Origin of the sequence: Streptomyces longhuiensis, assembly GCF_020616555.1 — a bacterium.
GTDB classification, from domain to species: domain Bacteria; phylum Actinomycetota; class Actinomycetes; order Streptomycetales; family Streptomycetaceae; genus Streptomyces; species Streptomyces longhuiensis.
The window spans coordinates 167,135-188,221 of sequence record NZ_CP085173.1 but is presented as its reverse complement, the minus strand read 5'-3'; the positions used below and the strand labels follow the sequence as shown (position 1 = coordinate 188,221).

Annotated in this window: 17 protein-coding genes and 1 pseudogene; 13 read left to right on the top strand and 5 right to left on the bottom strand. The window is 70.5% G+C overall.

Going from position 1 to position 21,087, the window contains the following annotated elements; translation table 11 throughout:
• Window positions 1-93: 93 nt before the first annotated feature.
• On the bottom strand, window positions 94-300 hold the full coding sequence (locus LGI35_RS00945) for a hypothetical protein (protein ID WP_227291681.1): 207 nt from the start codon (window positions 298-300) through the stop codon (window positions 94-96).
• 234 nt (window positions 301-534) lie between these two features.
• On the opposite strand from LGI35_RS00945, the pseudogene LGI35_RS00940 reads away from it, so the two are divergent.
• Together LGI35_RS00940 and uvrA are read left to right on the top strand one after the other, a co-directional pair.
• Window positions 535-900, top strand: a pseudogene (locus LGI35_RS00940) (transposase family protein); the annotation flags it as partial.
• Between the two features lie 153 nt (window positions 901-1,053).
• Complete coding sequence (uvrA, locus tag LGI35_RS00935; protein ID WP_227291680.1) at window positions 1,054-3,522, top strand: excinuclease ABC subunit UvrA; 2,469 nt, start codon at window positions 1,054-1,056, stop codon at window positions 3,520-3,522.
• Between the two features lie 119 nt (window positions 3,523-3,641).
• Here the strand turns inward: uvrA and LGI35_RS00930 are convergent, their stop codons facing one another.
• Both LGI35_RS00930 and LGI35_RS00925 read right to left on the bottom strand, forming a co-directional pair.
• Window positions 3,642-3,785: a hypothetical protein gene (locus LGI35_RS00930; protein ID WP_227291679.1), complete on the bottom strand. Its 144-nt coding sequence runs from the start codon at window positions 3,783-3,785 to the stop codon at window positions 3,642-3,644.
• A gap of 270 nt (window positions 3,786-4,055) precedes the next feature.
• On the bottom strand, window positions 4,056-5,231 hold the full coding sequence (locus LGI35_RS00925) for an MFS transporter (RefSeq protein WP_481007110.1): 1,176 nt from the start codon (window positions 5,229-5,231) through the stop codon (window positions 4,056-4,058).
• A gap of 278 nt (window positions 5,232-5,509) precedes the next feature.
• Between LGI35_RS00925 and LGI35_RS00920 the strand changes: the two genes are divergently transcribed.
• Window positions 5,510-6,400: a LysR family transcriptional regulator gene (locus tag LGI35_RS00920; protein ID WP_227291677.1), complete on the top strand. Its 891-nt coding sequence runs from the start codon at window positions 5,510-5,512 to the stop codon at window positions 6,398-6,400.
• 146 nt (window positions 6,401-6,546) lie between these two features.
• Here the strand turns inward: LGI35_RS00920 and LGI35_RS00915 are convergent, their stop codons facing one another.
• Window positions 6,547-8,175 carry a PucR family transcriptional regulator gene (locus LGI35_RS00915; protein WP_227291676.1) on the bottom strand — a complete coding sequence of 543 codons (1,629 nt, stop codon included), beginning with the start codon at window positions 8,173-8,175 and terminating at the stop codon, window positions 6,547-6,549.
• A gap of 347 nt (window positions 8,176-8,522) precedes the next feature.
• Here LGI35_RS00915 and LGI35_RS00910 point away from each other — a divergent pair, with 347 nt between their 5' ends.
• The 9 genes from LGI35_RS00910 to LGI35_RS00870 all read left to right on the top strand — a co-directional run bounded on the left by LGI35_RS00910 (window position 8,523) and on the right by LGI35_RS00870 (window position 18,156).
• On the top strand, window positions 8,523-9,032 hold the full coding sequence (locus tag LGI35_RS00910) for a YflT domain-containing protein (RefSeq protein ID WP_227291675.1): 510 nt from the start codon (window positions 8,523-8,525) through the stop codon (window positions 9,030-9,032).
• Between the two features lie 53 nt (window positions 9,033-9,085).
• Window positions 9,086-10,984, top strand: a complete 1,899-nt coding sequence (gene dnaK / locus LGI35_RS00905) for a molecular chaperone DnaK (protein ID WP_227291674.1) — start codon at window positions 9,086-9,088, stop codon at window positions 10,982-10,984.
• An 8-nt stretch (window positions 10,985-10,992) separates the two neighbouring features.
• Window positions 10,993-11,604 carry a nucleotide exchange factor GrpE gene (locus tag LGI35_RS00900; protein WP_227291673.1) on the top strand — a complete coding sequence of 204 codons (612 nt, stop codon included), beginning with the start codon at window positions 10,993-10,995 and terminating at the stop codon, window positions 11,602-11,604.
• A 6-nt stretch (window positions 11,605-11,610) separates the two neighbouring features.
• Window positions 11,611-12,564, top strand: a complete 954-nt coding sequence (locus LGI35_RS00895; protein ID WP_227291672.1) for a DnaJ C-terminal domain-containing protein — start codon at window positions 11,611-11,613, stop codon at window positions 12,562-12,564.
• Window positions 12,561-12,968, top strand: coding sequence for a chaperone modulator CbpM (locus LGI35_RS00890; RefSeq protein WP_227291671.1), 408 nt, complete (start codon window positions 12,561-12,563; stop codon window positions 12,966-12,968). Before LGI35_RS00895 ends, LGI35_RS00890 begins: the two co-directional genes overlap by 4 nt.
• Entirely contained in the window at window positions 12,959-15,598 is a 2,640-nt protein-coding gene (gene clpB / locus LGI35_RS00885; RefSeq protein ID WP_227291670.1) for an ATP-dependent chaperone ClpB, read from the top strand. Before LGI35_RS00890 ends, clpB begins: the two co-directional genes overlap by 10 nt.
• Window positions 15,595-16,056, top strand: a complete 462-nt coding sequence (gene trxA, locus LGI35_RS00880) for a thioredoxin (protein ID WP_227291669.1) — start codon at window positions 15,595-15,597, stop codon at window positions 16,054-16,056. The genes clpB and trxA overlap by 4 nt, the downstream gene beginning before the upstream one ends.
• A 100-nt stretch (window positions 16,057-16,156) precedes the next feature.
• A complete protein-coding gene (locus LGI35_RS00875) occupies window positions 16,157-16,420 on the top strand; it encodes a UBP-type zinc finger domain-containing protein (protein WP_227291668.1) in 264 nt (87 codons plus the stop codon).
• Complete coding sequence (locus LGI35_RS00870; protein ID WP_227291667.1) at window positions 16,420-18,156, top strand: FAD-dependent oxidoreductase; 1,737 nt, start codon at window positions 16,420-16,422, stop codon at window positions 18,154-18,156. Before LGI35_RS00875 ends, LGI35_RS00870 begins: the two co-directional genes overlap by 1 nt.
• Before the next feature lie 63 nt (window positions 18,157-18,219).
• On the opposite strand, the gene LGI35_RS00865 is transcribed toward LGI35_RS00870, so the two are convergent.
• Window positions 18,220-18,747, bottom strand: a complete 528-nt coding sequence (locus LGI35_RS00865) for a hypothetical protein (protein WP_227291666.1) — start codon at window positions 18,745-18,747, stop codon at window positions 18,220-18,222.
• A 163-nt stretch (window positions 18,748-18,910) separates the two neighbouring features.
• On the opposite strand from LGI35_RS00865, the gene LGI35_RS00860 reads away from it, so the two are divergent.
• Window positions 18,911-21,082: an FUSC family protein gene (locus LGI35_RS00860; protein ID WP_227291665.1), complete on the top strand. Its 2,172-nt coding sequence runs from the start codon at window positions 18,911-18,913 to the stop codon at window positions 21,080-21,082.
• The last annotated feature ends 5 nt before the right edge of the window (window positions 21,083-21,087 follow it).

The window sequence follows — 21,087 nt, the reverse complement described above, 5'->3', positions numbered from 1 at the left end:
GCCCCCCGACCGCCCGTGCCCACAGGATGCCCCCGAGGTATCGCCGACGCCGCGTGACACGCTGGCCCCTGCCAGCAGGTGCAGGCGGTACGGTCAGATCTCCTCGTCCTCCCCGTGCAGGGCCTGCCCCACCACCGGGCCACGGTTGCGTGCGCCACCGCGAACACCCGCTCCGCGCCACACCGGGCACCGCGACGAGATCGATTGGCAGCAGGCCCGCCTCCTGTTCAACCTCGTCACCGTGATCACCTTGTTCATGGGCATCACTGCCTCTACGCCGCGCTGTTCCTGCTCGTCCATGTCACTGCGGCGTTCCTGCTCACACCGCAGGCGTTGCGTCCCCCCGTCCGACACCAGCACGATGCCGAGTGCCTCTTTATGGCCCGCCACCGGCCGGGGCCCTCGAGGCCCGCGGTGGGGACCAGGTTGCCCGTCTTTTCTCGGTGCTCGTGCACGAGGCGGATAGCCATGGCACCCTCACCGGCCGCCGACGCCACCCGTTTGAAAGCGTGTTGCAGAAGGCTTTGGGCCAGGATCATCGACGCCGCCACGAAACTGGTCATCGCCACAGCTCGTCCCGCGCCCGGCAACCGGGCAGACGCCCGCGTGTGGAGAGAATCCGGCCTGGCCGAACACTGCCAGGACGTGATCGTGCTGGCAGACGGCGCCTACATCAACACCGGGCTCGTCGTCCCGCACCGCAATCGCGCAGGACGTCCCCTCCTCGCGGGCGAGGAAGCGGACAACGCCGAGCACTGCAAGGTCCGCGCCCGCGTCGAGCACGCCTTCGCCCGCATGAAGAACTACAAGATCCTCCGCGACTGCCGGCAGCGCGGCGACAGTCTCCACCACGCTGTCCAGGCCATCGCCTGCATGCACAACCTCGCCTTCACGGCATGACCAGTAAGGCCCCGAACCGCAGCTCAACCTGCCTACCCACACCCTTATGCAACACGCTTTTCAGGCCGTGGGGTCTGCTGCACGCTCGTGTGAGCGGGGCCCGGCGACGGGGCCTGTCGCGCGGTTCCCGGTGCGATCAGGTAATCAGGAACGGTGAACAAGGACGCGACCGACCCCTTCGTGCATGTCCGGGGCGCCAGTGAGAACAACCTGCGGAACATCGATGTCGACGTTCCGCGGGACGCGATGGTCGCCTTCACCGGCGTCTCCGGTTCGGGCAAGTCCTCGCTCGCGTTCGGCACGCTCTACGCGGAGGCCCAACGGCGCTACTTCGAGTCCGTAGCACCGTACGCCCGAAGGCTGTTGCAACAGGTCGGCGCACCGCACGTGCAGGAAATCACCGGACTGCCACCCGCCGTGGCCCTGCAGCAGCGACGCGGGTCGCCCAGCTCGCGATCGACGGTCGGCACCATCACCACGCTGTCCAATCTGCTGCGCATGCTGTACTCCCGCGCCGGCACCTATCCGCCCCGGGCCGCGCGGCTGGAGGCCGAGTCGTTCTCACCCAACACCACGGCCGGCGCCTGCCCGGAGTGCCACGGACTGGGCGTCGTGCACGACGTCGCCGAGGACCTTCTCGTCCCGGACCCCTCGCTGAGCATCCGCGAGGGGGCGATCGCCGCCTGGCCGGGCGCGTGGCAGGGTGCCAACCTGCGCAGTGTCGTGAGCGGCCTGGGGATCGACATCGACCGACCGTGGCGCAGGCTCAGGAAGAAGGACCGGGACTGGCTGCTGTACACGGACGAGCAGCCCTCCGTGTACATCGAGCCGGAGGAGGACCGCGTCGACTACGGCTACCAGGGCAAGTTCTGGAGCGCCCGCAAGCACGTCATGCACGTCCTCGCCGACTCCAAGAGCGAGAAGATGCGCGAACGGGCGCTCCGGTTCGTCAGGAGTGTGCCTTGCCCCGAGTGTCACGGCAGCGGACTGCGGCCCGAGGCGCTCGCCGTGACCTTCGCCGGACGTTCCATCGCCGAGATCAACGCGATGCCGCTCACCGAGGTCGTGGCGCTGCTGCGGCCCGTCGCGGGGCGGTCCGAGGCCGACGCCACCACGTCGACCGCCCGATCCGGGGAGACGACAGAGGTCGCGGTCCGGATCTGCGGCGATCTGGTCGCGCGGGTCGACGTACTGCTCGACCTGGGCCTCGGATATCTCAGCCTCGGGCGCCGCTCGACGACCCTGTCGCCCGGCGAGGCGCAGCGCCTGCGGATCGCCACCCAGCTGCGCTCGGGGCTGTTCGGCGTCGTCTACGTTCTCGACGAACCCTCCGCGGGCCTGCACCCGGCTGACGCGGAACCGCTGATGGACGTGCTGGACCGCCTCAAGGCGGCGGGCAACTCGCTGTTCGTCGTGGAGCACGACATGGATGTCGTACGGCGGGCGGACTGGGTGGTCGACATCGGCCCCGGCGCGGGTGAAGGCGGCGGACGCGTGCTGTACAGCGGCCCGGTCGCCGGTCTTGAGCGGGTCGGGGAGTCGGCCACGAGCCAGTACCTGTTCGGGCGTGCCCAGCCGCTCGATCACCGCCCGCGCACACCGCACGGCTGGCTGCACCTGAGCGGCGTCTCCCGCCACAATCTGCACGACGTGTCCGTCGACGTACCGCTCTGTGTACTGACGGCGGTGACGGGCGTGTCCGGTTCCGGAAAGTCGACGCTGGTGACGCAGGTGCTCGCCGAGGTCGTCCGCGGCCACCTCGGACTCGTACCTGAGGAGCCCGACGAGGCGCAGCTGGAGGTCGACGTCCAGGACGCGTCGGGGGTCGAGTCGTTCGACCGGCTGGTGCGGGTCGACCAACGGCCCATCGGCCGGACTCCCCGGTCCAACCTGGCCACGTACACGGGGATGTTCGACGCAGTGCGCAAGCTGTACGCGGCGACGGACGAGGCCAGGGCGCGCGGCTACTCGGCCGGGCGGTTCTCCTTCAACGTGTCCGAAGGGCGGTGCGAGACCTGCCAGGGCGAAGGATTCGTCGCGGTGGAACTGCTGTTCCTGCCCGGCACCTACGCGCCGTGCCCGACCTGCCAGGGCGCCCGGTACAACGCCGAAACTCTGGAAGTCACCTACCGCGGCAAGAACATCGCGGAAGTACTGGCGCTGTCCGTCGACGCCGCCGCCGAGTTCCTGTCAGCCGTCCCGGCCGCCTCCCGCAGTCTGGAGACGTTGCGTGAGGTGGGACTGGGGTACCTGCGGCTGGGCCAGCCCGCGACGGAACTCAGCGGTGGTGAGGCGCAACGCATCAAACTGGCCACCGAACTGCAGCGAGCCCGCCGCGGGCACGCGCTCTACCTGCTCGACGAGCCGACGGCGGGGCTGCACCCCTCGGACGTCGCGCTGCTGCTGCGACAGCTGCACCGGCTCGTCGACGCCGGCAACACGGTCGTCCTCGTCGAGCACGACCTGGACACGATCGCCACCGCCGACTGGGTCATCGACCTCGGGCCGGGCGGCGGCGACGCGGGCGGGCGGGTGGTCGCGGCGGGCCCGCCGGCCAAGGTGGCGAGGGCTCGCCGCAGCGCCACCGCGCCCTATCTCGCGGCCCGTCTAGCGCGCTCCTGACGACGGCGCGAGGGGCTGAGGACTGGTCAGCCGGGTTCGGGGCGCAGGGTCGCGCGCGTCGCCGTGCTGCGTTCCAGCTTGTGGCGGATATCGCTCGCGAGGTGTCCCGCCTGGGCCCACTACACGATGAGTTCGGCGACGTGGCGCATCTTGATGTCGGGGTGCTGGGAGATCTCCCGGAGGACGTCCCGGCCGTCCTCCGCGCGCAGGCCGGCCAGCGTGACGACACTGCCGATCGCCCTGATTGCGGGCCCTGGCCGCATGCTGGTGTGCTCGGCAGACCGTGGAGTCGATGCTCAGGTCCCAACGTGATCGCACCCTTCGCGTCGGCCAGGGACTGGAGTCGGGTGGATCTGGGGCCAGGTGCCGTTCTGCTGCCATCGGCGGAGTGAAGTAGGCCGCCGACGAGGTGCCCGTGGCCCGGGTCCTTTTCCGACGGCCCCTTCCCGAACGGATCCGTGTCACGCGTGCCCGCACCGAGTGCCCAGGTCCGCGCCTCCCAGACAACCGGTGTCGCATGCGCCGCGGGGAGGTCAGGAGGGGCGAGCGGACTGCGCCGAGAGCGCGCCGGGACCGGGTGCGCGGTCGCGCAACGCGACGGCGACCGACACAACGGCGCCGCAGGAGAGGACCACCGCGAAGCCGATCATCGCGGTCTGCACGGCGAAATGCCGCAGGGCGATGCTGAACAGGACGGAGGGCAGGCCCATGCCCAGGTACGCGACGACGAAGAACACGGCGAGGACCCCCGCGCGTGAGGCGGGCTCGGCCACTGAAACGGCACGTTCGACGCCTCCCTTGAACAGCAGCCCGGAGCCGGCTCCCGACAGGGACACGGCGACCAGGTAGAGCCAGAGCGCCGGGTGGTAGAGGGCGACGGCGCACAGGACCAGGCCGACCGGGAATACCACCGCCCCCACGGTCAGGACCCGGGGCAGTGGGAGGCGGCCGAGCACCAGCTGGGCGGCCGCCGCGGAACCGAACATGAGGAAGGCCGACAGGCCGACCACGAGGTGCGAGTCGGTGTGCAGGGTGCCATGGAGCACGCTCGCCCCGAGGGAGGAGATCAGGCCGAGGATCGCGAAGGCGAAGGCGCCCAGCGCGCCGGCCGCGCCGAACGTCCGCCCGCCGCCGGGGCGCAGGACGAACCTGCTGGGCGGTTCGGCCGCGGGCAGCTCCAGGTCCACGGTCTCCGGGGTGGACAGCACCAGCGCCAGGCACACTGCCATGGCGAGCGTGAAGATCGCCTGGGCGGTGATCAGGGGCGCGGGAAGCCACTCGGCGGCGGCTCCGGCGACCAGGGGCCCTGAGGCCAGGCCGCCGAGGTTGGCGGCGGTGGCCACGATGCCGGGCAGCACCGAACCCGTCCGTTCCGGACGGGCCTCGTGGTGGAGGTCGTGCAGGTACGTCGTCGCGGTCGAGGCCATCAACCCCAGTCCGACACCGTTCAGGATCCTGCCCGCGATCAGCCCCGGCAGGTCCTGCCACGCGATCAGTACGACTGACGCGACGATGCCAACCAGCAGCGCAGGGACGATGACGCGCCGTCGGCCGAGCCGGTCCGACAGGTGTCCCAGTCCGAGGAAGGCGGCCGCTGCGCCCACGACCATCGAGGCGTACGCCACCGTGACCGTGGTCGCGCCGAAGTGGTCCCGGGCCTCGTACAGCGGCCACAGCGGGGTCGGCGCGGTACCGAAGGCCATAAGCACGGTGAAGGCCACCGCCACGAACCAAAAGCCGGTCGTGTGCGAGGCACGACGCCGGGCGGGGGCGCGGGGCGGCAGGTCGGCGGGAGCGGGTGCTGGGATCGGATGGGTCGGGTCGTCGGGAGCGTCGGCTGTGGGACGGCTCAGCGGCGTCGGAACGGCAGGCAGGGGTACCCCTCCTCGGGCGGAAGTGGATGGCGCTTTCCATTCTCCTGACCAGCCGGGATCAGTGCCAACGAATGTTATTGCTGGGCTCGAGCACTGTGAGCGATACTTCTCGTGTGGAGCTACGTCAGCTGGAGCAGTTCATCGCGGTCGCCGAGGAGTTGAGTTTCACGCGTGCCGCCCGACGGCTGCACGTGGTGCAGTCCGGGGTGTCCGCCGCGATCCGCTCCCTGGAGCGCGAGCTCGGTTGCGCGCTGTTCGAGCGCACGTCGCAGCAGGTCCGGCTCACCGGGGCGGGCGCGGCGCTGCTGCCGGAGGCTCGGGCCACCCTGCACGCCGCCGAGGCGGCCCAGGACGCCGTGCGCGCCGCACAGGACACGCTGCGCGGCACGGTGAATGTGGGCGCCATGGCCTCGGTCGAGGTGGTGGACCTGCCTGCGCTCCTCGGGCAGCTGCACGCGCTGCATCCGGCGATCGACGTCCGGCTGCGGCTGGCGACGACCGGATCGGCGGGACTGGCGCACGCACTGCTCAGCGGGGACCTGGACGTGGCTTTCCTGTCGCTGCCCGAGCACAAACCCGCCGGGATCGACGCACGGGAGCTGGCCACCGTGCCGCTCGTCCTGGTGGTGAGCGCCGCCCATCCGCTCGCGCAGCGGGGGGAGGTGGCACTTGCGGACCTTGCGGGGGAGCCCTTCGTGGACTTCCCGCCGGGCTACGGCAACCGCGAGGTGGTCGACCGGGCGTTCGCGGTGGCGGGCGTCGTACGCCGGGTGGCACTGGAAGTGCCCGACATCGACATGGGGGCGGCACTGGTCCGGCACGGTCTGGGCATCGCCTTCCTGCCCGCGTTCGCCGTTGCCCGTACCCCCGGCCTGCAAGTCCTGGACGTCCACGGCACCATGCTCCGCTGGAGCATGTATCTCGGCACGTCGTCGACCCGGCGACCCAGCTCGGCCCTGCGGGCGCTGCTCGAGCTGGTCGACCTCCATGTCATCGCCCTGTGACGCGCGGGCCGCGACCCGGGCGTCTCCCGTCGGTGGTGTCCGGCCCTCTGTGCTCGCCTGGCTCCGGCCGCGACATCTGTCGCAGCATCCGCTGATGCTCAGGCGGCCGTCGTGTCGTCCACAGGCGGCGTCGGTTCAGCGGGGCATCAGCCAGGTCCGCCCAGCACGATGGTCCACACTCGGGTCGCCACCTGGAGGTTGAGGCGGTCCTCGACGTTCGCGAGGTCGTTGCCGCTGATGTCGCGGATGCGCTGGAGCCGATAACGCAGCGTGCTGCGGTGGATCGCGAGGGATTCGGCGGTCTCGTCGTAGTTGCCGCCGCAGTCGAAGTACCGGGACAGGGTCTCCACCATGGCCGTATGGTGCCGGGAGTCGTAGTCGATGAGCTGCCCGAGCCACTCGTGGACGAATGTCTCTAGTTCCCGGTAATCGTTGCCAGGTCCCAGTACGCGGTAGAGGCCGAGCTCGTCGAAGAATGTCGTGCCGTAGCGCTCGTGGGAGTGGCGGCGTACTTCCAGGGCGCGCTGCGCCTCCTGGTAGCGGTGGGGGATGTCGTCCAGGGAGTCGCACAGGGCGCTCACCCCGATCGTCCCGGACCGTGTCCCGGTCTCCCGGGCGAGCGCCTCGTACAGCGCGCGGGCGTGCGGCCTGTCGTCGGCGACCAGGACCACGTGGTCGGAACGTCTGGTCAGCAGCGAGCGCATGCCCACGGCAGAGGCCGCTCGGCCCACGGTCTGCGCGAAGGAATCGTCCACAGTCCGGTTCGACCACTGCACTACGACAATGTACTGACTGCGGTGCAGGTCGTGTCCGACTGCCTCGGACCGGGCGTAGGCGCTCGCCTCGTCCGTCCCTGCCAGGAGGTCGTCGACCAGCTCGCGGTGCAGCCTCAGCTCCACTTCGGCCAGATTGCGCAGGTGTGCGAGCTCCAGGGCGAGCGACGTGGCGGCGTGTTCCAGCGCGAGCACAGTGTGCTCGTCGGCCTCGCCTCGGGCATCGACCAGGGCCAGCACCCCCAGGATCTCGCCGTGCGGGCGGATCAGGGTTGTCAGCCGGTCCTCTATCCGCACCGGCCCGACCTCCCGGGCAACGGCGCGCAGCATTTCGTCCCGGCGCACGGGGTCCGGCTCCGGATAGGGGTCCGGGCGGCTGGGGCCGGTCCAGGACCTCAGCCGACCGAAGCGGTCTTCGACCAGCGCGGGGAGTCCGGTGAGCTCGTGCAGTGCGCGGGTGATGGCTTCCTCGCCGCCGCCCGAGGCGGCGACGTCGGCCATGAGGGCGTGAATGGCACGCTGGCACCTCAGCTCAGCGACGACGGAGATCAGCTGCTGCTGGAGGGCCGTCCGTTCCTCCCTCAGCCGGTGCAGCTCCAGCGCGTCCTCGCGTTGGTGGCGGTGTGTGAAGGCGGCTGACATGGCATCAGCGGTGTGCCGGACGAGCGTGGCGAGCAGGGAGCGCTCGGCCTCGGTGGGTCGGGAGCGGGACGTCACCACGAGGTAGCCATGGAGTCCCTCAAGTCCGCGTAGCCCCAGAGCCCGGCCCCAGGGTCGGCCGGGTACGGTCACATCGCCGTCTTGCCCGGCCAGCTCCCGCACCCTTCGGTCCACGGCCGAGGCATGGGTCTGCCCGTCCCCCGGGTTGGGGACCAGGTCGCCTTCGACGCTGAGGTAGCCGGCCTCGGCGCTGTATGGCCCTGCGGCGGCTATGTGGTCCATGGCCAGGCGCAGGATCTCGCCTTCGTCGCGGGTGTCGGACAGTGCGCTGAAGAGCACCATCAGTTCGTGGAGGGCATGATCGGTGGGGGTTGGAACGGGGTGGGCGGAGACCCCTCCCCGTGGCCATGGACTGCCGCCCGGCGCTGCCCCGCGGAAGGCTGCTCTCCCGGTCGGGCAGCGGCGGTAGAGGTTGTGCGCCCGGCTGCCAGACATGGGATTCCTCCCTTCCTTGAGCCCTCAGAGAGGTGGCAGCGACCGTTCCTGTGCGCCTCCCTGCCCAATTTACCCGTGATGTCCGGAGTCTTCGTCTCGTGCTCGCAGGGCGACGCGCTCCGCTGCTCTTTGACCTGCCAGGTGCAGGCGTAGAGCTGCTCGGTTTGCGAGTCTGGGACCTGCTAGAGGCCGTCGTGCACACAGTCAGGAAGGACTGGGCGATGACCGAGCAGCCTTGTAGGCCGGTTGCCGCGTACGAGACGTACCAGGAAGCCGAACGCGCAGTCGACCACCTTTCGGACCTGGGGTTTCCCGTGCCGAGGGTGGCCATCTTCGGCACGGACGTCCGCCTCGTCGAGCAGGGCATCGGCCGCATGAACTACGCCGCGGCCGTCCTGCACGGAGCGGCGAGCGGGCACCTTCCCGGTGCGCTGATCGCCTGGCTCTCCGGCCTGGTCGACTGGCTCGACCACGTCATCTCCGCCCTGCTCCTCGCCCTGTACGGGCTGATCTTCGGAGCAGCTGTCGGCGCGCTGTTCGGCATGCCGGCGCACGCCCTGCAGGGCGTGCGCCGGGATTTCGCCTCGTTCCGCTCGATGCAGCCCAGCAAGTACAAGGTCGTCGTGCACGAGGCGGTCGGTGACGGGGCCGTACGGCTGATCGGCGGGCTGCGGACCACCGGCGGAGGTCCCATCCGTACCTGAACGAACGTGATCCGGAGAGTCGGCGCAGGCCGCCGCACCGGGAGGAGTTCCTCATGGCCAAGGCAGTGGGCATCGACCTGGGCACCACCAACTCGGTGATCGCCGCGTGGGAGGGCGGCGAGCCGTCCGTCGTGCCCAACAGCGAGGGCAACCGCACGACACCGTCTGTGGTGGCCTTCACCGATACCGGCGAGCGCCTGGTGGGCCAGCTGGCCCGGCGCCAGTCGATCCTCAACCCCAAGGGCACCATCTACTCGGCCAAGCGGTTCATCGGCCGGCACTACGACGAGATCTCCGACGAGGCCAAAGCGGTGGCGTACGACGTCGTCGAGGGCGACGGCGGGGCGGCCCGCTTCAAGGTGCGCGACAAGCTGTACGCGCCTGAGGAGATCAGCGCACAGGTGCTGCGCAAACTCGCCGACGACGCCTCCAAGCAGCTGGGGGAGCGGGTCACGGAGGCAGTCATCACGGTGCCCGCCTACTTCAACGACGCTCAGCGCACCGCCACCAAGGACGCCGGACGGATCGCGGGACTGGAGGTGCTGCGGATCATCAACGAGCCGACGGCGGCCGCCCTCGCGTACGGCATGGACAAGAAGGAGCACGAGACTGTCCTCGTCTTCGACCTGGGCGGCGGCACCTTCGACGTGAGCATTCTCGACGTCGGCGACGGCGTGGTGGAGGTGCGCTCCACCGCTGGCGACAGCCACCTGGGTGGTGACGACTTCGACCGGCGTCTGGTGGATTACCTCGCGGACGACTTCCAGAAGGAGAACGGCATCGACCTGCGCCAGGACCCGCAGGCGCTGCAACGACTGTTCGAGGCGGCGGAGAAGGCCAAGACCGAGCTCAGTTCGGTGACCCAGACGCAGGTCAGCCTGCCGTTCATCACCGCCGACGCCTCAGGCCCCAAGCACCTCACGGACTCGATCATGCGGTCCACGTTCGAGCAGATCACCGGCGACCTGGTGGAGCGCTGCCTGGGACCGGTCCAGCAGGCAATGGCCGACGCCAAGGTCGGCGAGAGCGACATCGACGAGGTCATCCTCGTAGGCGGCTCCACACGTATCCCTGCGGTCCAGGCCCTGGTCCGTCGGCTGACCGGCGGCAAGGAACCCAACATGAGCGTCAACCCCGATGAGGTCGTGGCCCTGGGCGCCGCGATCCAGGCCGGGGTGCTCAAGGGCGAGGTCAAGGACGTCCTGCTGCTCGACGTCACACCCCTGTCCCTGGGCGTGGAGACGCGCGGCGGAGTGATGACGAAGATCATCGAGCGGAACACCACCATCCCGGTGCGCCGCAGCGAGACCTTCTCCACCGCCGAGGACAACCAGCCGGCCGTCGATGTGGTGGTCCTCCAGGGCGAGCGCGAGCTGGCCGCCGACAACCGGGTGCTCGGCCGGTTCCAGCTCACCGACATCCGGCCGGCGCCGCGGGGCGAACCGCAGATCGAGGTCACCTTCGACATCGACGCCAACGGCATCCTCAACGTCAAGGCCCGCGACCGGGACACCGGCAAGGAACAGGGCATCACCATCAGCGAGAGCTCCAACCTGGACCGCAGTGAGGTCGAACGCATGGTCCAGGAGGCCGAGCGCAACCAGGGCCAGGACCAGGCACTCCGCGAGGCCGTCGACGCCCGCAACGAGCTCGACGCCGTCGCATACCAGGTCGACAAGCGCCTCGCCGAACTGGGCGACGCAGCGCCCGCACACGAGAAGGCGCGCGCCGAGATGCTCGTGTCCGACGCCCGAGCGGCGGTCAAGGAAGAGGCGGGCGTGGAGCGCGTACGGCCCCTGACCTCCGAACTCCAGCAGGTGCTAGCCGGGCTGACGGCCCATCAGGGCGCCGCCACCACGGACGGCCCCGGCCAGGACGCCGCCACCAGCCGTCCCACGAGCGGCGGTGACGGTGGCGACGATGTCATCGACGCCGAATTCGACAAGGACTGAGGCGCGCCATGCCCCGCCACCCCCAGGAACCCGACCGGGCTGCGTCGGATCCGACCGAACCGGCCCCGGAAGGGGCCGTACGCCCTCCCCGCGGGGATCTGCCCCAACCGGGCCCTCCGACCCGGCCGGAAGCAGGGCACGACGAACCGGGACCCGACGCCGCCGGCCCCGCGCCTGCCGAGGACGAGTACACGACCGCGATCCAGGAACTGGAGGACCGCTGGCGGCGCGCGCTCGCCGACCTCGACAACCTTCGCAAGCGCCACGCCAGGGAACTGGAGCGCGAACGGGCAGTCGAGCGGTCCCGCACCGCGGCCGCATTCCTGCCCGTCCTCGACAACCTCGAACTCGCCCTGACCCACGCCGGGGCCGATCCGAGCGCGATCGTGGAGGGCATCCAGGCCGTACGCGACCAGGCGGTGAACATCCTTGAACTGCTCGGCTACCCGCGCCACGCGGAGACAGGCGTCGCCTTCGACCCGGCCCGGCACGAGGTGGTCGGCGTCGTCCAGGACCCCAACGCCGCACCAGACACGGTCGTCGAGGTGCTGCGCCCGGGCTACGGGGACGGCGAAAGGCAGCTCAGACCCGCTGCCGTCACTGTCGCAAAGCGGAAGTGACCGGTCATGGCACGGGACTTCTACGAGGTGCTGGGCGTGTCGCGGACCGCGAGCCAGGACGAGATACAGCAGGAATATCGCAAACTCGCCCGCAAGTACCACCCCGACGTCAACAAGGACCCGGAGGCGGAGGAACGCTTCAAGGACCTCAACGAGGCGTACAGCGTCCTGTCGGACCCGAAGACCCGGGCCCGTTACGACCGCTTCGGCGAGGACTTCCGCAAGATCCCCGAGGACTTCGACGAACGGGTCGCGGCCGGAGCGGGCAGCGGCTTCCGCGCTCGGAGGACCGCAGGCGCGGGCGGCCCCCGTGTCCGGTACGCCACCGGCTTCGGCGACGACTTCGCAGCGGAGGGTGTCGACATCGAGGACCTGCTCGGCTCGCTCTTCGGAGCAGGCGCCGCACCCGCCGGTGTACCAGGAGCCGACCAGGAGGCCGAACTGCCGCTCACCGTCGAGGAGGCGTACAAGGGCGGCCGTCGCACCGTCACGCTCGCCGGTCCCACCGGGCAGCCGCGGCGCTACGAGGTCGACGTGCCACCGGGCGTCACCGACGGGCAGCGCATCCGGCTCGCGGGCGAGGGCGGCCGGGGCAGTGGGGACGCGCCCGCGGGCGACCTGTACCTGCGGGTGCGTATCCAGCCCCACCCCCGGTTCCGGCTGGACGGCCGCGACGTGCACGTCCAGGTCCCCGTAGCCCCCTGGGAGGCGGCCCTGGGTGCGACCGTCCCGGTGCCCACCCCCGGCGGTGGCACTGCCAAGGTCACGGTGCCCGCGGGCTCGTCCAGCGGTCGACGGCTGCGACTGCGCGGCGAGGGCATGCCGAACCCGCGCGGCGCGAACGGCGACCTGTACGCCGAACTCCGCGTCATGGTGCCGCCCGCCCTCGGCGACCGGGAGCGCGAACTGTTTGAGGAGCTCGCCGCCACCTCCTCGTTCGACCCCAGGAGGATGCGATGAACGACCGACCCGCGGAAGCGGCAGGCATCGGCCGGGCCGGCGTGGGCGACCGTCCGGTACGGACGGGCGCCGACGTCACCGCCTCGACGACTGTCCGGTACGCGCTTGTGGCCGTCCCCAGGCTCTCGCTGGACGCCGTGGCCCGTCGCTCGGGACTCCACCCCGATCTGATCCGCCGGTTCGTCGCCCTCGGCCTGGTCGACGCCGAACGCGACGCCGCGGGGCACCTGGTGTTCGACCCCACGGCCCCGGCGGTCCTCGCCCGCATCCAGCGGCTGCGCACCGGACTCTGCCTCAACTACGCATCCATCGGCCTTGTGCTCGACCTGCTCGACCGCATCAGCCTGCTCGAAGCCGCCCTGCGCGACCGAGGCACGAGGAGTGAAACACCCCCATGGACATGAACCGTCTCACCCAAAAGTCCCAGGAAGCCCTCCAGGAGGCCCAGACCGCGGCCGTCCGCATGGGGCACACCGAGGTCGACGGGGAGCACCTGCTGCTCGCACTTCTCGATCAGGAGGACGGTCTGATCCCACGGTTGCTGCAACAGGCCGGCACCGAGCCGAAGGAACTTCGCGAGGCCGTGCGCGAGGAGCTCTCCCGCCGCCCGAAGGTCACCGGCCCCGGCGCGGCACCCGGCCAGGTCTTCGTCACTCAGCGCCTCGCCCGACTGCTCGATGCCGCCGAGCGGGAGGCCAAACGCCTCAAGGACGAGTACGTGTCCGTGGAACATCTCCTGCTCGCCCTGGCTGAGGAGGGTTCTTCCACCGCCGCCGGTCGACTGCTCAACCAGGCCGGCATCACCAGGGACTCGTTCCTGAGCGCGCTCACCCAGGTCCGAGGCAACCAGCGCGTCACCTCCGCCAACCCCGAAGTGGCCTACGAGGCTCTGGAGAAGTACGGCCGCGATCTCGTCGCCGAGGCCAGGGAGGGCAGGCTCGACCCGGTCATCGGCCGGGACGCAGAGATCCGTCGCGTCACCCAGATCCTCAGCCGCAAGACCAAGAACAACCCCGTCCTCATCGGCGACCCCGGCGTCGGCAAGACCGCCATCGTCGAGGGCCTCGCCCAGCGCATCGTCCGCGGCGACGTCCCCGAGGGCCTGCGCGACAAGACGGTGTTCGCCCTAGACATGGGCTCCCTGGTCGCCGGCGCCAAGTATCGCGGGGAGTTCGAGGAACGCCTCAAGGCTGTGCTCAGCGAGGTCACGGCCGCCCAGGGGCGCATCCTGCTCTTCGTCGACGAACTGCACACCGTCGTCGGCGCGGGCGCCGCCGAAGGGGCCATGGACGCGGGCAACATGCTCAAGCCGATGCTCGCCCGCGGCGAACTCCACATGATCGGAGCCACCACCCTCGACGAGTACCGCAAGCACATCGAGAAGGACGCCGCCCTCGAACGCCGCTTCCAGCAGGTTCTGGTCGACGAGCCGAGCGTGGAGGACACCATCTCCATCCTGCGCGGACTGCGCGAACGTCTGGAGGTCTTCCACGGCGTGAAGATCCAGGACACCGCGCTGGTCTCCGCGGCCACCCTCAGCCACCGCTACATCACTGACCGGTTCCTGCCCGACAAGGCCATCGACCTCGTCGACGAGGCGTGCGCCCGGCTGCGTACCGAGATCGACTCGATGCCCGCCGAACTCGACGAGATCACCCGCCGCGTCACCCGCCTGGAGATCGAGGAGGCGGCCCTGTCCAAGGAGACCGACCCCGCCAGCAACGCCCGCCTGGAGGAACTGCGCAGGGAACTGGCCGATCTGCGCGGCGAGGCCGACGCCAAACACGCCCAGTGGGAGGCCGAGCGGCAGGCGATCCGCCGCGTGCAGGAACTGCGCCAGGAACAGGAGCAGGTCCGCCAAGAGGCGGAGGAGGCCGAACGCGCCTACGACCTCAACCGCGCCGCCGAACTCCGCTACGGCCGCCTCCAGGACCTGGAGCGCCGGCTGGCCGCAGAGGAGGAGCAACTGGCTGCGAAACAAGGGCAGAACCGGCTGCTGCGCGAGGTCGTCACCGAGGAGGAGATCGCCGACATCGTCGCTGCCTGGACCGGCATCCCCGTCAGCCGTCTCCAGGAGGGCGAACGCGAGAAACTGCTGCGCCTCGACGAGATCCTGCGCGAGCGCGTCATCGGCCAGGACGAGGCCGTCAAGCTCGTCGCCGACGCCATCATCCGCGCCCGCTCCGGCATCCGCGATCCTCGCCGCCCCATAGGCTCGTTCATCTTCCTAGGCCCCACCGGCGTCGGGAAGACCGAGTTGGCCAAGACCCTCGCCCGGGCCCTGTTCGACTCGGAGGAGAACATGGTCCGCCTCGACATGAGTGAGTACCAGGAGCGGCACACTGTCAGCCGGCTGATGGGCGCACCGCCCGGATACGTCGGCTACGAGGAGGGCGGCCAGCTCACCGAGGCCGTACGCCGCAAGCCGTACTCGGTTGTGTTGTTCGACGAGATCGAGAAAGCGCACACCGATGTCTTCAACACCCTGCTGCAGATCCTCGACGACGGCCGCATCACCGACGCCCAGGGCCGCACGGTCAACTTCCGCAACACCGTGATCATCATGACGTCCAACATCGGCTCCGAGCACCTCCTCGACGGCGCCACCGCCGAGGGCGAGATCAAGCCGGACGCCCGCGCCCTGGTGATGGGCGAGCTGCGCGGGCACTTCCGCCCCGAGTTCCTCAACCGCGTCGACGACATCGTGCTGTTCAAGCCCCTCGGCGAGCGGCAGATCGAGCGGATCGTGGATCTGCAGTTCGACGAGCTGCGGCAGCGGGTCGCCGAGCGCCGCATCACCGTTGAACTCACCGACGCAGCACGAGAGTTGATCGCCCACCAAGGCTACGACCCGGTGTACGGGGCCCGGCCGCTGCGGCGCTACATCTCCCATGAGGTAGAGACACTGGTCGGGCGCGCCCTGCTGCGCGGCGACGTCCAGGACGGCGCGACGGTCCGCGTCGACGCCGAGCAGGGAGAGCTGGTGGTCACCTACGACCAGCAGGAGGGGGCCCGGGAAGCGAGGGCGGCGTGAACACCACCCGCACGACGACGGTGACCTGCCCGAACTGCGGACGCGGCAACCGGATTCCCGTGGCCGCCGAGGGCCGCCCCAAATGCGGCCACTGCAAGCATCCCCTGCCCTGGATCGTCGACGCGGGCGACGACGACTTCGCCGAGGTCGTCGACAACGCCACCACGCCTGTCGTCGTCGACCTCTGGGCCACCTGGTGCGGCCCCTGCCGCATGGTCAGCCCCGCCCTCGAACAAGTCGCCCGCGACCTCGCCGGACGGATCAAGCTCGTCAAGGTCGACGTCGACAAGAACCCACAGCTCAGCCGGCGGTTCGAGGTACAGGCGGTGCCGACCCTGCTCGTCCTGGACCAGGGCGAGACGGTCGCCCGGCAGGCCGGCGCGGCACCCGCGCACGTCCTGCGTGAGTGGGTCGAACAAGCCATGGCGGGCCGGCAAACCGCCGCGGGAGAACGGTGAAACGGGCCGGTGCCGCCCTCGACATGAAGCTGCGTCGCTGAGTGGAAGAGACCACCGCGGGCCGCGGCTGAGCAATCCCATCCACGGAAGGAGAACCCCAATGGCCACGATTCACGACCCGCACCTGGCGATGGTGCGCCCAGTGACGCCGCGTACCCCGGAGGGCTGCGAGGAGTGCCTCATGGAGCGTTCCCCGTGGGTGCACCTGCGGCTCTGCCTCACCTGCGGGCACGTCGGCTGCTGTGACTCCTCGCCCCTCAAGCACGCCAGGCGGCACGCAGGTAGCGCCGGTCACCCCGTCGTGCAGTCCTTCCAACCGGGAGAGGACTGGCGCTGGTGCTACGTCCACGAGGCCATGGTCTGATGAGCACGTCCGAGCACAAGCATGGTGCGGTCCGCGAGACACCGGACCGATATGGGGCGTTCCCGCGCCTGACACCGGAGCAGCTTGAGGATTTGGCCGCGCACGGTGAGCGCCGCAGGACCGCCGAGGGCGAGGTGCTGTACCGCGAGGGCGAGCCGTTCCGGGAATTCCTCGCGATCCTCAGCGGGACAGTCGAGATCCTCCAGGACCACGGCGAGCCCGACGAGCGCACGGTGGCGGTGCACGGGCCCGGCAGGTTCCTGGGCGAACTCGGGCTGCTGGAGGGCCAGGCGGCGTTCAACACCGCCGCGGTGCGCGAGGCGGGCGAGATCCTGGCCGTACCGGTGGAGCGGCAACGCTCCCTGGTCGGCCGCGACCCCGTCCTCGGCGACCTGATCCTCCGCGCTTACTTGGGCCGCAGGTACCTGCTCATAGGCCTCGGCGCCGGCTTCCGGATCCTGGGGTCGTGTTATTCACCGGACACGCTGCGGCTGCGTGAGTTCGCCGCCCGCAACCGGCTGCCGCACCGCTGGTTGGATCTGGAGAAGGACAAGGAGGCTGAGGCGCTGCTGCGTCGGTTCTCCATCCGTCCCGAGGAGACTCCGGTGGTCCTTTGGAAGGGCGAATGGGTACTGCGCAATCCGAGCAACGCCGAACTCGCCCGGCTCATCGGGCTGCCCGCCCCATCGCCGGACGCCGGGCGGTGCGACGTGATGGTGGTAGGTGCGGGCCCCGCGGGACTCGCCGCCGCCGTGTACGGTGCCTCCGACGGCCTCACCACGGTCACCGTCGACGCGGTGGCCACTGGAGGCCAGGCCGGTACCTCGTCTCGCATTGAGAACTACCTTGGCTTCCCGTCTGGCATCTCCGGGGGCGAGCTCATCGAACGCGCGGTGCTCCAGGCCCACAAGTTCGGTGCCCGCCTCATGGTGCCGGCCCGGGTCAGCGGGCTCACCTCGCAGGACGACGAGTACGTCGTCACCTTCACAGACGGGTCCCAGGCGCGGGCGGGTGCTGTGGTGCTCGCCTCGGGCGTGTGGTACCGCAAGCTCGAGGTGCCCGGCATCCAGCGACTGGAGGGCATCAGCGTCTACTACGCGGCGACGGTCCACGAGGCCAGTCTCTGCCAGGCGGATCCGGTCGCCGTGGTCGGCGGCGGGAACTCCGCCGGGCAGGCGGCGCTGTTCCTTGCTAACCACGCGTCCAGGGTCCATCTCCTCGTCCGGGGCCGTGACCTCAACGCGGACATGTCGCGCTACCTGGTGGACCAGGTGGAACGGCACCCGAAGATCGAGGTGCTGCTCCACACCGAAGTCCGAGGCGTCTCCGGGGAGGAGAAGCTGGAGTCGCTGATCGTGGAGGACAACGCAAGCAGTGAGCGCCGCGAGCTGCGTGCCGCGGCGCTGTTCGTGTTCATCGGGGCCCGGCCGCACACGGATTGGCTCAGGGGCGTGCTGGCCCTGGATGAGAAGGGCTTTGTCCTCACCGGCGCCGACGCGCAGGCGGCGGCGGACGCGACCCTGTGGGACTCGCTCGGCCGTGCTCCGTTGCTGCTGGAGACCACCCTTCCCGGGGTCTTCGCCGCCGGCGACGTCAGGAGCGGCTCGGTCAAACGGGTGGCCTCGGCGACCGGTGAGGGTGCCATTGCAATCCGGCTCGTGCACGAGCACCGGGAAAAGACGGGCAACCTGGTCCGCACCGCGGACCCCGAGAGGCATCGGCCGGTGGGGGGCTAGTCCAGTACTAGGCCGTGTCCTGGCGCTGACCCTCCCCCTGACGGACCCCGTAGGCGGCCCGACCTAGCGCACGGTCGTCCTCCCAGCGGGCGCCCTGCGCACCGCCGACGGTCCCATAGACGAGATGAACGGGGCGAGGGAGAGGTGTGCCCGGCATCGGGCTGGTGCCACGACGGCCGGGCGCAACTTCGGTGTACGAACGCCGCGGTGACATGGACGAGCACGAACAGCGTGGCGTAGAGGCAGGTGATGCCGATCGAGGTCGGGCAGGCTTGGCTTGCTGCCGGGCGATAGCCGACCCAGCGTGGTGATCGACAGCAGGGTGACCACCGCGTCGCGGAGCGGCCCCGCGAAAAGGGTGACCCGCCAGATGTCGGTGCTGACGATGCCGAACGCCGCGGTGGCGAACACGCCAGCGAGCGCTCGCGAGAGGCCGGTGGACAGCAGCCAGGGACGGCTGCCGCGGATCGTCCCGCCCGGCAGCCACAACCGCCCGCGGATGCCGGCCAGGACGTAGTGCTGTACCTCGCAGGTGTTCTGGATCCTTCGGGGTGGCAGAGAGTTGCCGGACTCCGGGATCAGCGCTCCCATCACGCCTATAGGCCGTTTTGTTTGGATCACCGGATAATTGGTCCGGGTGTGTTGTGGACCGGCGCGAAGTGGGCGCGGATCGAGGCCTTACTCCCGGGCCGGACACCGAAGTGCGTTGGGTGGTGGCGCGACCCGGCAGGGCGTTCCGGCTAGGCTCACACCCGTGAGGTGGCTGCGGGCCTTCGGGGAGGTCGTGCGATCCGGGCTCCGGATCGAGGAGACGCGGCTGGAGCCCCTGCTCGCGCTGCGCACGGCCGCTGGGGTGGCGATCGTCATCGGGCCGGCGCTGTGGCTGATCTCTCCTTCGTACGCCGCGTCCGCCGCCCTCGGTGCCTACTCCGCGGGTGGGGCCACCTTCCAGCGCACCTGGCGTCCACGCAAGGTGATCGCTCTCAGCGCGGGCGCGGGTCTGGCGCTCAGCACCTTCGTGGGCTACCTGGCGGCGGGGCGACTCGTGACGTTCCTCCCCCTGCTGGCCGTATGGGGCTTCGTCGCGGGGATGGCGTGGGCCGTCGGATCGACCGCTGGGATCGTCGCAGCGACGACGGTCGGCAGCATGCTGGTGACCGTCACGTTGCCCACGAGCGTCGGGCGAGCCCTGGAGCACGCCGGGGTCATCGCGCTCGGAGGCGTGGTACAGGCCATGCTGATCTTGCTGTTCCCGATCCGGCGTTGGGGGGCGCATCGTGACGCGCTCGCCGACGCCCTGGCAGCTGTGGCGGACTACGCCCGCCGGCTGCGGCACGACCCGACCGCCCCGTTCGACCCGGAGCCGTTGATGACGGCCCGGGACGCGGCCGCCGTGACGCCGTCACAGGCCCGAACCCGTCCCCCCGTCCTCCACGGCCCCCGGGGCCTCGCCGAACGCATTCGGCCGGTCGTCGCCGTGCTCGCCGACCCGGACGTCGGCGCCCCGGCGGAGGGTCCCGGGCGGGACCGCGCGCGGGAGTTGCTCGACGCGGCCGCCGACGTCCTGGACGTCGCCGCCCGTTCGATCCGCCGCGGCATTCCCGCCGAGGTGCCGCCCAGGAGCGCGGCCGTCCTGCGCGTCGATCAGGAGCACGAGGTGCTCGAGGGGCCCGCGCGGCAGGCCGCCGAGCGACTCGTGGAACTGCTCGGCGAGGCGTTGGAGATCGCCGGGAGCGGCGGCGGGACGAGGCCCACGCAGCCCGGCCCAGCGGGCTCTCAGTTCCTGGTGCGCCCGACCATGTTCCGGCTTGTCCCGGTCGTCGTCCGGGCGGTCCGTCGTGAGCTCCGTATGGACTCGCCCGTGTTCCGGCACGCCGTCCGCCTGGCGGCGGTGGCCACGCTCGGCTATCTGATCGCCGCCCAGCTACCCCTGGGCCACGGCTACTGGGCGCCCATCGCGTCGGTGATGGTGATGCGGCCGGACTTCCACCGGACGTACGCGCGTGCGGTGGCCCGTCTCGCCGGGACCCTGGCGGGGGTCGCACTCGCCACCGGGATGGTGCGGGCCCTGGGCCCGGACGCCCATGTGTTCGGCGCGCTGACGGTTGTCTCGGCGGGCCTGTCGTACACGCTGAGCCGTACCGGCTACGCCTACTCCCAGTGCTTCACTGCCGCGTACGTCGTCTTCCTGCTTGGTATGGGCGGCCAGGCGTGGGAGCAGACGGTCCCGGAGCGGGTGGTGCTCACTCTGCTCGGCGGGGCCCTGGCCATGCTGGCGTACGTGGTGTTCCCCGCATGGGAGACGCCCCGGCTGGCGGGCCGGCTTGCGGACTGGCTCGCCGCCAACGGCCGCTACGCGGCCGCGGTGCTCCGCAGCTACGCCGATCCGACCCGGGAGCATCGCGCCGACATGCGCAGGGCACTGCTGGCGAGCAGGGAAGCACGTGCCGCCTGGCAGGAGGCCTACGACCGGGCAAGGCAGGAACCGGTCAGCCCCAGGGGCCTGACGTCGCGCGAGGCGGAGGAGGCGCAGGAGGCGCTCAAGGGGTTCGGCCGGGCGGCGATGCTCATGGAGAGCGACGTCCTGCGGGCTGACAGTCGTTTCGTTCCCGAGGCGGAGCGGTTCGCCGATGCCCTGGAGGCGGACACCGCGCAGGCGGCAGTCGACGTGCGTGAGCACAGGAATCCGGACTGGGGGCGCGTCGAAGAGGCGCTCCACGCGTGGGAGGGCGCTGTCGACGGGGACCAGAGCCCGGTGGTGCGGCGTGGGGCGGAACTGCAGAAGCGGGCCTTGGAAGACCTCGCGACGGCGGTGAGCCGCACACCCCTGGAACGGGACGTCGGCTCTGCTCGCGAGGAGCAGCGGGTGCGGGCGGCCGTGAAGGCGGAAGGTGATGGATCAGGACCCGCGCACCGGGATGGGTGACGGCC